General features: G+C 73.3%; 10 protein-coding genes. 5 read left to right on the top strand and 5 right to left on the bottom strand.

Annotated elements, in window-relative coordinates; translation table 11 throughout:
* Positions 1-23: 23 nt before the first annotated feature.
* A complete protein-coding gene (locus QSK31_RS11505) occupies positions 24-491 on the top strand; it encodes a GNAT family N-acetyltransferase (protein WP_285683454.1) in 468 nt (155 codons plus the stop codon).
* A 157-nt stretch (positions 492-648) separates the two neighbouring features.
* Here the strand turns inward: QSK31_RS11505 and QSK31_RS11500 are convergent, their stop codons facing one another.
* A complete protein-coding gene (locus QSK31_RS11500; RefSeq protein WP_352244415.1) occupies positions 649-1,794 on the bottom strand; it encodes an MFS transporter in 1,146 nt (381 codons plus the stop codon).
* Positions 1,795-1,955: 161 nt separating this feature from the next.
* On the opposite strand from QSK31_RS11500, the gene QSK31_RS11495 reads away from it, so the two are divergent.
* Together QSK31_RS11495 and QSK31_RS11490 are read left to right on the top strand one after the other, a co-directional pair.
* Positions 1,956-2,810 carry an MEDS and STAS domain-containing protein gene (locus QSK31_RS11495; RefSeq protein ID WP_285683452.1) on the top strand — a complete coding sequence of 285 codons (855 nt, stop codon included), beginning with the start codon at positions 1,956-1,958 and terminating at the stop codon, positions 2,808-2,810.
* A gap of 4 nt (positions 2,811-2,814) precedes the next feature.
* Positions 2,815-3,261, top strand: a complete 447-nt coding sequence (locus QSK31_RS11490; RefSeq protein WP_285683451.1) for a globin domain-containing protein — start codon at positions 2,815-2,817, stop codon at positions 3,259-3,261.
* Positions 3,262-3,270: 9 nt separating this feature from the next.
* Here QSK31_RS11490 and QSK31_RS11485 read toward each other — a convergent pair whose 3' ends face one another.
* Together QSK31_RS11485 and QSK31_RS11480 are read right to left on the bottom strand one after the other, a co-directional pair.
* A complete protein-coding gene (locus tag QSK31_RS11485; protein WP_285683450.1) occupies positions 3,271-5,097 on the bottom strand; it encodes a SpoIIE family protein phosphatase in 1,827 nt (608 codons plus the stop codon).
* A gap of 133 nt (positions 5,098-5,230) precedes the next feature.
* A complete protein-coding gene (locus QSK31_RS11480; RefSeq protein WP_285683449.1) occupies positions 5,231-5,545 on the bottom strand; it encodes a type II toxin-antitoxin system PemK/MazF family toxin in 315 nt (104 codons plus the stop codon).
* A 273-nt stretch (positions 5,546-5,818) separates the two neighbouring features.
* Here QSK31_RS11480 and gnd point away from each other — a divergent pair, with 273 nt between their 5' ends.
* Positions 5,819-7,252 carry an NADP-dependent phosphogluconate dehydrogenase gene (gene gnd / locus QSK31_RS11475; protein ID WP_285683448.1) on the top strand — a complete coding sequence of 478 codons (1,434 nt, stop codon included), beginning with the start codon at positions 5,819-5,821 and terminating at the stop codon, positions 7,250-7,252.
* On the opposite strand, the gene QSK31_RS11470 is transcribed toward gnd, so the two are convergent.
* Positions 7,249-9,561 (bottom strand): putative bifunctional diguanylate cyclase/phosphodiesterase, encoded by a 2,313-nt coding sequence (locus QSK31_RS11470; protein ID WP_285683446.1) that lies wholly within the window; start codon positions 9,559-9,561, stop codon positions 7,249-7,251. The two genes, gnd and QSK31_RS11470, sit on opposite strands and share 4 nt — an antisense overlap.
* A 106-nt stretch (positions 9,562-9,667) precedes the next feature.
* Here QSK31_RS11470 and QSK31_RS11465 point away from each other — a divergent pair, with 106 nt between their 5' ends.
* Positions 9,668-12,055 carry an ATP-binding protein gene (locus QSK31_RS11465; RefSeq protein ID WP_285683445.1) on the top strand — a complete coding sequence of 796 codons (2,388 nt, stop codon included), beginning with the start codon at positions 9,668-9,670 and terminating at the stop codon, positions 12,053-12,055.
* Here QSK31_RS11465 and pgm read toward each other — a convergent pair.
* Positions 12,034-13,698: a phosphoglucomutase (alpha-D-glucose-1,6-bisphosphate-dependent) gene (gene pgm / locus QSK31_RS11460; RefSeq protein ID WP_285683444.1), complete on the bottom strand. Its 1,665-nt coding sequence runs from the start codon at positions 13,696-13,698 to the stop codon at positions 12,034-12,036. The two genes, QSK31_RS11465 and pgm, sit on opposite strands and share 22 nt — an antisense overlap.
* Positions 13,699-13,736 lie beyond the last annotated feature (38 nt).

Genomic DNA, 13,736 nt, shown 5'->3' with positions numbered 1-13,736 from the left:
AACGAGAGGCATTTAATTGCCTCATGGACCAGGTGCGGGTGCGGGAGGCCGAGGCGGGCGACGCCGAGGCGGTGCTGGGGGTCGTGCGGGGAGCGTTCGCCAAGTACGTGCCACGGATCGGGCGGGAGCCGTGGCCGATGGGCGTCGACTACGGCGTACCCATCGGGCTTGGATTTTGCCGGGTTGCCGAGGACGGCGGGCGGATCGTCGGGGTGGTCGTGCTGGAGCCGGCCGACGGATACCTGCACCTGGACGTTATCGCGGTGGCGGCCGGGGCGCAGGGCCGGGGCGTCGGGGGGCTGCTGATGGAGCGCGCCGAGCGGGAGGCGGTCGCCGGTGGGTACGGCGAGATCCGGCTCTTCACCAACGAGGCGATGACCGAGAACCTCGGCTACTACGAGCGCCGAGGATATCGGGAGACGCATCGGACGCTGGATGACGGGTTCCGCCGGGTGTTCTTCACCAAGTCACTCGCGGGGGACGTGACATGACAGCCGTCGATCCGCTCCTGGATCAACACCCAGGTGGGTGGCCTGCCGTCCTGACAAAAATTCCAGGAGGCTGACAGCGGCCGCAGGTCGTCGTCGATCGAGCCCGGGTTCAGGTCCTGCCAGGTCAGACCCTGCGGATGTTTCGCCGATCGCCTGATCAGCGAGGAGACTGACCTCCGTCGCCCGACCGTACACGTTGGACGGATTCCGGCCGGGGGTTCACATGGCGGGCGCCGGCGGCGGCCACCGTGGCCGTGCCGAGCAGCGGGATGCCGACCAGCGCGAACAGGACCGGGACAGTCGCGTACGCGGCGCCCAGGCCGAAGAACAGGTAGAGCGCGACCGCCACGACCTCGGCGGCGAAGCCGCTCACCGACAGCACGGTGGCCCGCACCGCGCTCGGCGTGACCTCCTGCAGCCGGGTCTCGGAGAGCACGATCGCGAACTGCAGCAGCCCGAACGCCGCGCCGATCGGCAGCATCCCGGCCGCGTGCCGGCTCAGGCCGCCCGCCGCCAGCAGCGCCGCCGCGGCGGCCAGCACCGCGCCCAGGACACGCGGCCCGCAGTGCGCCCAGCGTCCGGCCAGCTCGCTGCCCAGCGCCATGAACAGGGCGGGCACGGCGAAGAACAGGCCCGCGTACGCCACCGGGACGCCCGTGGCGCGGGTGACCAGCGGGATGTACTCGTCCAGCGCGGTGAACCCGGGGACCAGGGCGGCGAGCGTCAGCGCCCACACCACGTGCTTGCCGGTCCGGGCGTGCCGCAGCCCGGCCCGCAGCGTATCCAGGTAGCCCGATTTATCCGAACCCTCGCCACGTGACTCCGGGAAGCCCAGCGCGAAACCCCCGGCGGCCAGCGCGACGAGCACGCTGGCCACGCCGACCAGGACGTAGCCGCCGAGCAGGAACACCGGGGTGGCCAGCAGCGTGGCGGCCAGCATGGACAGGATCGCGATCGTGCCGCCACGCCCGGCCACCCGGGCGTAGTCGTCGGGGTCGGCGAGGCTGTCGTAGAGCAGGGCCTCGAGCGTGCCCGAGCACAGCGCGCCGCCCAGGCCCCACAGCACGAAACCCAGCGCGAAGCCGGGGTACGCGGTCCACAGCGTCCAGGTCAGGAAGCCGGCGGCGGTCAGCGCGGCGCCGAGCACGTACAACCGGCGGCGGGACCAGGTGTCGGCCCAGGCGCCGGACGGGATCTCGGCGGTGAAGGCGACCACCGACCAGATCACGAACAGCGACGAGATCTCGGCGGTGGTGAGCCCGGTATCGGCGAACAGCAGCGCGTACACCGGGTAGAAGACGATGCCGTCCGCACAGGCGCGGACGGCATAGAAGCGTCAATTCGGATGGCGGGTCGCGTCGATCATGTCCCGACGATCGCCGTCCGCGGGCGTACCCGTCAAGCGGTTTCACCCGAAGGAAGGTGACGCTGCCGATCACGGTGTCCCAGGCCATAACGTGTGGCATGCCCGACGTCGCGCTGGTGGACCGGATGCGCCCCGGCGACCATGTCTGCTGGACCTTCGCCGACGACCGCGAACGACGCCGGGTCGCCGGTGGCTGGGTGCGGGCCGGGCTGCGCGACCACCACCTGGTCGTCTACCGCACCGGCGCCCCGGACGCCCTGGCCGAGCTGGCCGACGAGCGCATCGACACCCGCGCCGCGATCGGCTCCGGCCGGCTGCGGGTCCTGCCGGTCGACCAGAACTGGCTGGTCACCGGGGCGTTCGACGCCGACGCCGCGGACCAGGAGTTCGCTGCGGACCTGGGACAGGCCCTGCACTCCGGGTACGCCGGGCTCCGCGCGGTCGCCGACATGGGCTGGGCGGCGCGTCGCGTCCCCGGCGCCGAGCAGCTGGGCCGATACGAACGCCGGCTCAACCGCCGCATCGCCGACGGATACGCCATGGCGCTGTGCCTGTACGACCGCCGCCTGTTCGCCGAGCCGCGGATGAGCGAGCTGACCCGCGCCCACCCCGCCTCGGTCACCGAACGCAGCACCCGGTACGGCTCCCCGCTGCTGCGGATGGTCCGCTGCCCCGGTGGGCTGCGCCTGTTCGGCGAGGCCGACCTCTCCAATCGGGACGCGTTCGCCGCCGTGCTGGGCCACCTGCTCGAGGACAGCCCCGCGCCGGACGTGACCCTGGACCTCACCGAGCTGCGCTTCGCCGACGCCACCAGCTGCCGCCTCGTGGTCACCGTGGCCCGCGACTCCGGCGGCCGGGTCCGCACGACGGGCGCCCGCCCGTCCCTGCGCCGGCTGCTCACCCTGCAAGGTGCCCATGGGGTGCCCGGACTGCTCCCTCCCGTGGCACCCTGACCACATGACCAGGCCTTCGATCTTCGCGTACGCCGGCGGAGCGCCCGCCTTCCGCGCGCTGGCCGCCGACTTCCACGCCCGCTGCGTCGTCGACCCGCACCTGGAGCACCCGTTCTCCCACACGTCCGACCCGCACCACGTGGACCACCTGGCCGAGTACTGGGGCGAGGTGCTGGGCGGCCCGCCCACCTACTCGGAGCAGCGCATGGGCCACTCCGGCATGCTCGACATCCACGCCCGCAACGGCATGGAGCCTTCGCTCTCCGAGGCCTTCGTCCGCTGCTTCGATCAGGCCGTCGAGGCGCAGCTGCCATCGGACCCGGCGCTGCGGAGCACCCTGCACGACTACATGGTCTGGGCCACCGCCGAGGTTCTGCGCTACGACCCTCCGGACTCGGTCGTACCGAAGGATCTGCCGACCCCGCACTGGACGTGGTCCGGCCCCGCGTGATCCGCCGGCTCAAGACCCGTTAGGCCGGGCGCGCAGGTAGTGGCGCAGGTCGCGGGTCTCCCCTGTCATCGTGCGCACGGCCAGGATGCAGGTGTCGTCGTCCGGGTTCGCCTGCCGCAGCCGGCCCAGTACCTGCGCGAGCGGCCGCTGCGGCGCGGCGTGCACCGCCTCGTCCATCGTGGCCATCACCGCCTTCAGGCCGTCGTCCAGGCCGCGCCGGCGGTGCTCGACCAGCCCGTCGGTGTAGAGCAGCAGGACGTCCCCGGTGGACAGGTCGAGGGTGGCGGTGGCGTACTCGGCGTCCTCGATCACGCCCAGCATGCAGCCGTGCGGGCGGACCAGCGGCAGCGTGCGGCCGGCCCTGGTGAGCAGCGGCGGCGGATGCCCGGCCTGCGCCCAGGTGAGCCGCCGGGCGCCCGGGTCGTAGCGGGCGATCACCGCGGTCGCCGCGAGCTCGGGGCTGTCCCGTTCCAGCTCACAGGTGAGCCGGTTGAGGTGGCCGAGCAGCACGGCCGGCTCGGTGGTCACCACCGCCAGGGCGCGCAGGGCGTGCCGCAGCTGCGCCATCGTGGTGGCCGCGTGGGTGCCGTGCCCGGCGACGTCGCCGACGGCGAGCAGCACCGAGCCGTCCCCGGCCTCCGCCGCGTGGTACCAGTCGCCGCCGACCAGGCTCTCCTGCCCGGCCGGCAGGTAGCGCAGGGCGACCTTGAGGCCGGGCAGCTCGAGCGGGCTCTCCGGGATCGGCAGGATGATCTGCTGCAGGGTGGCGGCGAGGGCGTGCTCGGCGGCCAGGTCGCGGCGGTGGTCGGCGAGCTGGCGTTCCACCTCGGCGAGGCGGGTCGCGCTGTTCTCCCGCTCGGTCAGGTCCTGCACTATGCCGAAGACGCGCAGCGGGCGGCCGGTCGCGTCCCGGGCGGCGTCGGCCACCGTGCGCAGGTGCTTGATCCGGCCGTTCAGGCGTACGCGCAAGGTCAGATCGATCCGCTCGAAGCGTGCGAAAGCCTCCTCGGCCGCGGTGCGCAGCGGCAGGTCCTCCGGCAGCGTGATCGCGTCGAGCTCGGCCTGCGACAGCGGGCCGAGCTCCGGGTCACGCTCGTAGATCCGGTAGAGCTGATCCGACCAGCGCACCACCCCGCCGACCAGGTCGGCCTCGCCCCAGCCGAGGTTGCCCAGCCGTTCGGTGGCGTCGACCCGGTCGGCCTGGCCGGCGTCCGCGTGCCGGGTCCAGGTGATCAGCAGGCTGCCGCCGACCCGGTGCGCGCGCGCCGAGAAGACCGAGTCGAAGGAGGGGAACGGCGGCACGTCGGCCGGCTCGCCGGTGTCCAGCACCCGCGCGTACAGGTCCCAGCGGTCGCTGCCGACGCTCCGCGGGAACCAGCCGGAGATGGTGGTGCCGATCAGGTCCCGGCCGCGACGGCCGTCCGGCGCCCCCGCCTCCGGGGTGGCCGCGGCGAAGACCAGGTCGAGCAGTCTGCCGTCGGCGTCCCGGATCGGGTTCAGCATCGCGGTCGCGCCGGGCAGCGCGTCCAGGATGCGCTGCGCCGCGGCCGGCCACGGGTCCCGGCGGGGCAGGCCGGGCGGCGGCGGAAAGGTCACCGCGGGAATCTGCGCGGGCATCCGCGGCGCCGCCCCGGGCTCCGGGACGTCCAGCAGCCCGATCACCCCGGCGGCCACCTCGGTGAGGTCGCGACCCTGTTCCTCGGCCATTCGCAGCAGGTGCCGGTACGCGTCCGTCAGGCGGCAGCGGACCCGGCCGGCGAGCAGCCCGACCGCCTGGCCGACGGTGGCGTCCCCCCTGTTCCCCCTGATCGTCTCGGCATGAACCGCGCCTCCCACGTATCGCCTCCCCTTGTCACGCGTCGCGTCTCCACGAATACGCGCAACCCGGCGCGGGCGTCATCCCCCAAACACCCGTCACACAGGCTGACCTGGGTGAACGCGGCGCCGGTGTCACCCGTTGGAGGTGGGCTCAGATCTCGAAGAGATCGCGTACGGCGTCGTTGAGACGCGCCATGCTGGAGCCGGTGACCATGCCGAGGAGCTCGGCACCGATCGAGGCGGGCAGGCGGCGCATCCGGTTGACCACCACGACACCGGTGATCGGGTCCTGTTCGGTGAGCGCCACGGCGAACGGCGGCAGCTCGGTGGCGCCGCGCTGACGCACGATCGGCGCGCAGTAGGGCATGGCGGTCTTGCGGTCGTTGTACGCGTCACCGGACAGCACGAGCACGCGGTATCGCAGATCGGTCCGGCTGCCGATCGTCCAGACCTCGCCACGTTTCATCGCAGCCGTGTCCCCTCGGCCGGCCCTCTGGTGGTCGCGGCCCCGACCCACCGACCCCCCGCCGACGCCATGCGTGGCAGCGTACCGCCGGGCCGATCTTCGCCCGCGACCGGTGCGGGTTCCGGAAGAGGTGACGCGGGCGGCCGGATTGAGCAGGATGAACAGGGGGTTCACGCGGCCCGGCCACGGCCGGGCGAGGGCGTCGGACCCGATCGAACTCCGCCGGTCGCGAACACGTAACAATGACCGGGAGTCTAGGGAAGGAACGTGCAGATGACGGAGAAGGCGCAGATCGGGGTCACCGGCCTGGCGGTGATGGGCCGCAACCTGGCCCGGAACTTCGCCCGCCACGGCCACACGGTCGCGGTGCACAACCGGAGCTACGGCAGGACCAAGGAGCTGGTCGAGCAGTTCGGGGAGGAGGGGACCTTCCTGGCCGCGGAGACGGCGGAGGAGTTCGTGGCCAGCCTGGAGCGGCCGAGGCGGGTGGTGATCATGGTGAAGGCGGGCGGACCGACCGACGCCGTGATCGACGAGTTCGCCCCGCTGCTCGAGGAGGGCGACATGCTCATCGACGCGGGCAACGCGCACTACCTGGACACCCGGCGGCGGGAGGCGGCGCTGCGCGAGCGGGGCCTGCACTTCGTCGGCGCGGGCGTGTCCGGCGGCGAGGAGGGCGCGCTGCACGGGCCGAGCATCATGCCGGGCGGGCCGGTCGAGTCGTACGAGTCGCTGGGGCCGCTGCTGGAGGACATCGCGGCGAAGGTCGACGGCGAGCCGTGCTGCGTGCACGTCGGGCCGGACGGGGCCGGTCACTTCGTCAAGATGGTGCACAACGGCATCGAGTACGCCGACATGCAGCTGATCGCCGAGGCGTACGACCTGCTGCGTCAGGTGGGCGGGCACTCGCCGGCGGAGATCGCGGAGATCTTCAAGGGCTGGAACGAGGGCCGGCTGGGCTCGTACCTGATCGAGATCACCGCCGAGGTGCTCAAGCAGAACGACCCGGAGACCGGCAAGGCCTTCGTGGACGTGGTGCTGGACCAGGCCGAACAGAAGGGCACCGGCCGCTGGACCGTGCAGTCGGCGCTGGACCTGGGGGTGCCGATCAGCGGCATCGCCGAGTCGGTGTTCGCCCGGGCGCTGTCCGGTGGCGCGTCGGTGCGCGAGGCGGGCGCCGGGCTGCCCGGACCGTCGGCGACCGCGGGCGCGGGCGGGGCGGACCTGCAGTCGGACATCGAGCAGGCGCTGTTCGCGTCCAAGATCGTCGCGTACGCGCAGGGCTTCCAGCAGATCCAGGCGGCCAGCAAGGAGTACGACTGGGAGATCGACCCGGGCGCGATGGCCAAGATCTGGCGGGCCGGCTGCATCATCCGGGCGAAGTTCCTGGACTACATCAAGCAGGCGTACGACAAGAACCCGTCGCTGCAGACGCTGCTCGTGGACGACTACTTCCTGGACGCCGTCAGCGGCGCTCAGGACGCGTGGCGGCGGGTCGTCGCGCTGTCCGCGCAGCAGGGCATCCCGGCGCCCGGGTTCGCCTCGTCGCTGGCCTACTACGACGGGCTGCGCGCCAAGCGCCTGCCGGCGGCCCTGATCCAGGGGCAGCGGGACTTCTTCGGGGCGCACACCTACCGCCGGGTCGACAAGGAGGGCTCGTTCCACGTGCTGTGGGCGACCGACGACCGTAAGGAGATCGGCGCCTAGGTGAGCGTCGCCTGATCGAGGGCGGGGACGGTCGCGACCATCAGCGCGGCCGCCTCGTCCGGCGGCAACGGCCGGGCCAGGTGGAATCCCTGGCCCAGCCGGTAGCCCATCTCGCGCAGCCGGTTCGCCTGCGCCTCGGTCTCGATGCCCTCGGCCACCGCGGAGAGCCCGAGATATTCGGCGAGCTGGGCGACGGCGGCGGCGACCGCGAGCCGGCCCCGGTCGGCGCCCTCGCTGATCCCGTCGACGAACGACTTGTCCAGTTTCAGCACGTCCACCGGGAACGCGCGCAGCAGGCTCAGCGACGACTGCCCGGTGCCGAAATCGTCGAGGGCCAGGCTGATGCCCATCGCATGCAGCGCCTCGAGGGTCTCCCGGACCCGGCGCCCGTCCAGCACCGACGACTCGGTCACCTCCAGCACCAGGTTCCCCGGCTGCAGACCGGAGTCCCGCAGCGCCGCCCACACCTCGTCGACGAAGCCGGCGTCGCGCAGCTGGCGGGCCGCCACGTTGACGTTGATCGACCGGATCGCCGCCGGGCCCAGCTCGGCCTGCCAGCGGGCCAGCTGGGTGCACGCCTCCCGGAGCACGAACTTGCCCAGCGGCACGATCAGGCCGGACCGCTCGGCGACCGGGATGAAGTCCACCGGCGAGATGAAACCGCGGTCGGGGTGACGCCAGCGGACCAGCGCCTCGGCGCCGGACATCCGGCCCGTGGTCAGGTCGAACACCGGCTGGTAGAGCAGGAACAGCTCGTGCCGGATCAGCGCGTTGTGCAGCTCGCTGCCCAGCCGGGCGTGGTTGACCAAGTCGGCGCGCATCCGCGGCTCGTAGCGGATCCAGGAGGCCTTGCCGGCGTCCTTGGCGGCGTACATGGCGATGTCGGCGTTGCGCAGCACCTCGTCCGCGCTGTCCCCCGGGCCGGCCAGGGCCACGCCCACGCTGGCCTGGGCGAGCAGCTGATGCTCGCCGACCCGGAACGGCGCGGACAGCACCTCCAGGATGCGGCCGGCGGCCTGTTCGGCGTACCCGGCGTCGTCGCCGCTGAGCAGCACCGCGAACTCGTCGCCGCCGAGCCGGGCGGGCAGGTCGGTGGCGGCCCGGCTGCTGTGCCGCAGCCGCTGGGCCACCTCGTAGAGCAGCTGGTCGCCGAGCGCGTGGCCCATCGAGTCGTTGACCGTCTTGAAGTCGTCCACGTCGATCAGCAGCACCGCGGCGGGCAGATGGGCTTCCAGGCGCTCGGCCAGGATCTGGCCGAACCGGGCGCGGTTGGCCAGGCCGGTCAGCGAGTCGTGCATGGCCAGGTGCTCGAGCTCGGCCTGCTTGTCGCGGATGCCGCCGAGCAGCCGGCGGTTCTCGTACAGGCCGGTGAGCTGGCGCAGCACCACGAACCCGGCGATCAGCACCGCGCCGATGATCACCATGCGCTGGCTCCAGGTCATCTCCCGCGCGGAGAGCACGACCAGCAGGCCTGCGGTGCTCGACACGGCGAGGACCGGCAGCAGGTTGAAGAAACTCCGGCGGGGCGCCTCCGATTCCGGTTCCGGGGTGGTCCGGCCGAGGACCCAGATCTGGCGGTACGCGGCCGCGCCGATCGCCGTGCCCACCACCGGCAGGGCCAGCGCCGCGACGACGTTCCGGATGTACTCGTCGCCCATGATCTCGAGCACCGCGATCAGCACTCCGGACAGCGGCGCGATCGTCAGCAGCCGCAGCGCGACCGCGTCGATCGGTCCGGCGGGCGCGGCCGCGGCCCGGCCGATGACCACGAGCGCGATCAGGCCACCGGTGCCGACCAGGGACATCCCGGTCCGGATGCCGGCGGTCACATCGGGGGCCGCGAAGTCGACCACCACGGCGAAGAAGATCAGCGCGCCGGCCACCGCGACGGTCAGCCCGTCCAGCAGGATGCGGAGCACGTTCAGCAGGGACCGGTCGCCGAGCGGCAGGTTCAGGAAGCCGAGCATCGACATGACCACGGCGAGGACCAGCCCGGCGAACAGGTAGGGCGAAAGGGCGGGCTGCCTGGCGCCGTACACCGCGACGACCAGGATCGAGGACAGGAAGAGGCAGAACGCGGCATGCGAGTGGCGGCGCCAGAACCCGCGGATCGGCCGGCTCAGGACGATCTGGGCCCCGATCCGCCGGCACAGCTGCGCGGCGGCGAGGCAGGCGAGCACGCCGGGCAGCAGACCGCTCGCCGAGATGTCTCCCTCGTGCACCACCAGCCACAGGGCGGACGCGATCAGGCTCGCCACCGCCACGGCAAGCGGCACGAGACCGCTCACGCGGCCCGGAGGACGGCTCATCTCGGGGTACGGCTCCCTGTCGTCTCGGTCCTCTTCCTTTCGGTCGCAAACAGCCCGAACTGAGCCTTTCCCCCGGGCGTGGAGCCGGGCAGATAGCGTGGCGGCGGTGTGGAGCCGTCGATGGGTCTGGATGCTGCCGGCGCTGCTCGCGGCCGGGCAGCTGCTGGCCTGGCCCGGCGCACCGCTGCTGACCGGCTCGCGCCCGCCGGCTGCCGCGATCGCCGCCGTGCTGGCGATCACCGCCGCGGCCGCGGTGGCGCTGCTGTGGCGCCGGAGCAGTCCCGTGGCGGCGGCCGTGGTGGCGAACGCCGCGCTGACCGCGGGCTCGTGGGGTCTGCCGGAGGACGCGCTCAGCGTGATCGCCCTGGCCGACCTGATCGCGCTCTTCTCGGTGGCCGCGCGCCGCCCGGCTCGCGTCGCGCTGCTGGTCGCGGCCGCCCTGAGCGCGGCGCAGTCGGTGGTGTTCCTCACCGACGGCTCGCGGGAGCTGTCGCTCGCGGTGGAGATCGCGCTGACCGTCACCGTCTACCTGATCGTCCTGGCGGCGGGCCGGCGGCATGCCCGCTGGCGGGCCGAGCGGGCCGCGGCGGCCGAGCGGTTCGCGCTGGCCGAGCAGCGCCGGGCCCGGGCCGCCGAGATCGAGCGGCTACGCCTGACCCAGGAGCTGCACGACGTCACGGCGCACCATCTGACCTCGATCGTGGTCGCCGCGACCGCCGCACAGTCCTTCGCGCCCCGACCGGGTGATGCGCCGGTGTGCTCAGAGCAAAGCGGGCCTGAGAGAGATGCGTCAGATGATGCATCGGTGTGCTCAGAGCAAAGCGGCCTCGTCGCCGAGACGCTCGACCAGGCCGCGCGGACCGGGCGCACGACGCTGGAGGCGCTGCGCCGGCTGGTCGCGATCATGCAGACCCCGGCACCTCCCGCGCTGCCGGCTCTGGTCGCCTCGTTCCGGGACGCGGGCCAGCCGGTCACCCTGACCGCCCCGGCCGGCCCACTGCCGGACGCCGTCCCGGCCATCGCCCGCGAGGCACTGACCAATGCGCTGCGGTACGCGCCCGGCACACCCACCCGGGTCACCGTGACCGCGACGCCCGCGGGAGCGGAACGGGCGACGCCCTCCGGGGCGGAACGGGCGACGCCGGCCGGGGCGGAACAGGCGACGCCGACCGGCCTGGAGCTGACAGTCGAGAACGACCCGCCCGGCGCGCCGCCGGCCGGACCGTCGATCGGCGGTGGCAACGGCATCACCGGGATGCGCGAGCGGGCCCGGTCCGCCGGCGGCGACCTGGACGCGGGGCCGCTGCCGGGCGGCGGCTGGCGGGTCCGGGCCACGCTGCCCGCCCCGGTCTCCGCGGCGGCCCGCCCGGCCCGGCCCTGGTCGGCCCACGTCATCGACGCCATCCTGATCGCCGGTGTGATGGCCGTCCCGGCCGCGGCGGCGTGGGCGTTCAACGCCGAGGAGGGTCTGGACGTGCCGGGCGGCGCCGCGCTGATGGCCGCGATCGTCGCGATCCACGCGCTGCCGCTCGCGCTGCGCCGGACCCGGCCGTGGACCACCCTGGCCGCGGTCGCGGTCACCGGCGCGTGCTGGACGGCCACCATCTGGGCCGGGCTGCTGCCCGCCGCGTCCGGCTGGATCCCGATCGCCGCGATCGGCGCCGACCTGCTCGCGGTGCACGCGGTCGGCCGGTACGGGCGCCGCTCGCGCGTCGACTGGCTGGCGTTGCCCGCCGGGGTGCTGCCGGCCGGGCTCTCGATCGCGCTGGCCTTCGCGGCCGAACCGCCGGCCGAACCGGACCAGCCGTCCCAGCTGGTCATGGTCGTGCTGTTCACGGCACTGTTCGCGGGCCTGCTCGCCGTGCCGCTGGGCGCGGCGTGGCTGACCGGGTGGCTGGTGCGGCGGCGCCGGGCCCGGATCACCGGCAACGAGGACGAGTGGATGGCCTGGTCGGCGCACCACGCGTCGGTGGCGGCGTCGGCCGAGCGGGCCCGGATCGCCGAGGGCCTGGGCGAGGCGGTGCTCCGGCACACCGAGGGCATGATCGGCGCCGCCGAGCGGGGCTCGCTGGACGCGACGGTGGCCGAGGCGCGGGCCGCGCTGGCCGCCATGCGGGATCTGCTGCGCGACCTGCGGACCGCGGAGGCGCCGGTCAAGGCGCAGCCGACCCTGGCCGACCTGCCCGCTCTGGCCGACAAGTGGCGCTCGCACGGCCGCGAGGTCACGCTGCGGGTCACCGGGACCGGCGGCGAGCAGACCGTCGGCGGCTACCGGCTCGTCGAGCTGCTGCTGGCGGCCGACACCGGCCCCGCCGAGCTGGACGTGCGGGCGGACGGCGACCCGATCCAGATCACGATCCGGCCCGCCCCGGACGACCCGGACGGCGAGATCGCCGCGGGTCTGCGGGCCCGGGACGGGCGGATCGAGGATGTGACCGGAGGGTGGGAGATTCAGCTCAGGCTTGAGGCCGGTCAGGGGCGGTGGTGGGCCTGAGGACGGCCTTTGAGGGCGGCCGAGACGACTGCTCGCGCCTCCTCCTGGATGGTGGCCAGGTGCTCCGGGCCCTTGAACGACTCGGCGTAGATCTTGTAGACGTCCTCGGTGCCGGAGGGGCGGGCCGCGAACCAGCCGGACTCGGTGGCCACCTTGAGCCCGCCGATCGCCGCGCCGTTGCCGGGGGCGCTGGTCAGCACCTGGGTGATCGGCTCGCCGTCGAGTTCCTTCGCGGTCACCTGCTCCGGCGACAGCTTGGCCAGGATCGCCTTCTCCTCCCGGCTCGCGGGCGCGTCGATCCGGGCGTACGCGGGATCGCCGAACTTGTCCACCAGATCGCGGTAGTGCTCGCTGGGCGTGCGCCCGGTCGTCGCGAGGATCTCGGAGGCGAGCAGGTCGAGCAGGAGGCCGTCCTTGTCGGTGCTCCAGACGCCGCCGTCCCGGCGCAGGAACGACGCGCCGGCGCTCTCCTCGCCGCCGAAGCCGACCGAGCCGTCCAGCAGGCCCGGCACGAACCACTTGAAGCCCACCGGAACCTCGTCGAGGCGGCGGCCGAGGTCGGCGGCCACCCGGTCGATCATCGAGGAGGAGACCAGCGTCTTGCCGATGGCCGCGCCGGCCGGCCAGCCGGTCCGCACCCGGAACAGGTACGAGATCGCCACCGACAGGTAGTGGTTGGGGTTCATCAGGCCGCCGTCGGGGGTGACGATGCCGTGCCGGTCGGCGTCGGCGTCGTTGCCGGTGGCGATCTGGAAGCGGTCCTTCTGGGCGACCAGCGACGCCATCGCGTACGGCGACGAGCAGTCCATCCGGATCTTGCCGTCCCAGTCCAGCGTCATGAAGCCGAAGGTGGGGTCGACGTCCGGGTTGACGACGGTCAGGTCCAGCCCGTACCGCTCGCCGATCGCGCCCCAGTAGTCGACGCTCGCACCGCCGAGCGGGTCGGCGCCGATGCGCACCCCGGCCGCCCGGACCGCCTCCAGGTCGATCACCGAGGCCAGATCGTTCACGTACTCGGCGCGGAAGTCGTACCCGGTGACGAGGTCGGAGGCCCGGGCCCGGGCGGCGGACACCCGGCGCACGCCGTTCAGCCCGGCCGCGATGAGCTCGTTCGCCCGGTCCTGGATCCATTTCGTGGCGTCGGTGTCGGCCGGCCCGCCGTGCGGCGGGTTGTACTTGAAGCCACCGTCCGCGGGCGGGTTGTGCGACGGGGTGACCACCACGCCGTCGGCGAGACCGTCGGTGCGGCCCCGGTTGTACGCCAGGATCGCGTGCGACACCGCCGGCGTCGGGGTGTAGCTGTCCCGGCTGTCGATCCGCACCGTGACGTCGTTGGCGGCGAACACCTCCAGCGCGGTGACCATCGCCGGCTCGCTCAGCGCGTGCGTGTCCCGGCCCAGGTAGAGGGGACCGTCGGTGCCCTGGTCGCGGCGGTACTCGACGATCGCCTGGCTGGTCGCGGCGATGTGGTCCTCGTTGAAGGCCGTGTTCAGGCTGGACCCGCGGTGGCCGGACGTGCCGAACGCGACCCGCTGCGCGACCACCTCCGGGTCGGGGTGCCCGGTGTAGTACGCGGAGACCACCCGCGGCACGTCGATCAGGTCGTCCGATTGCGCCGGTTGCCCGGCTCGAGGATGGGACATGCGGGCCTCCAAGGGGAGCGTGGACCTCAGCGGATCGT

The organism is Actinoplanes sp. NBRC 103695 (assembly GCF_030269485.1).
Taxonomy (GTDB): Bacteria; Actinomycetota; Actinomycetes; order Mycobacteriales; family Micromonosporaceae; genus Actinoplanes.
The sequence above is the reverse complement of the archived record's forward strand: the minus strand, read 5'-3'. Positions and strand labels throughout refer to the sequence as shown.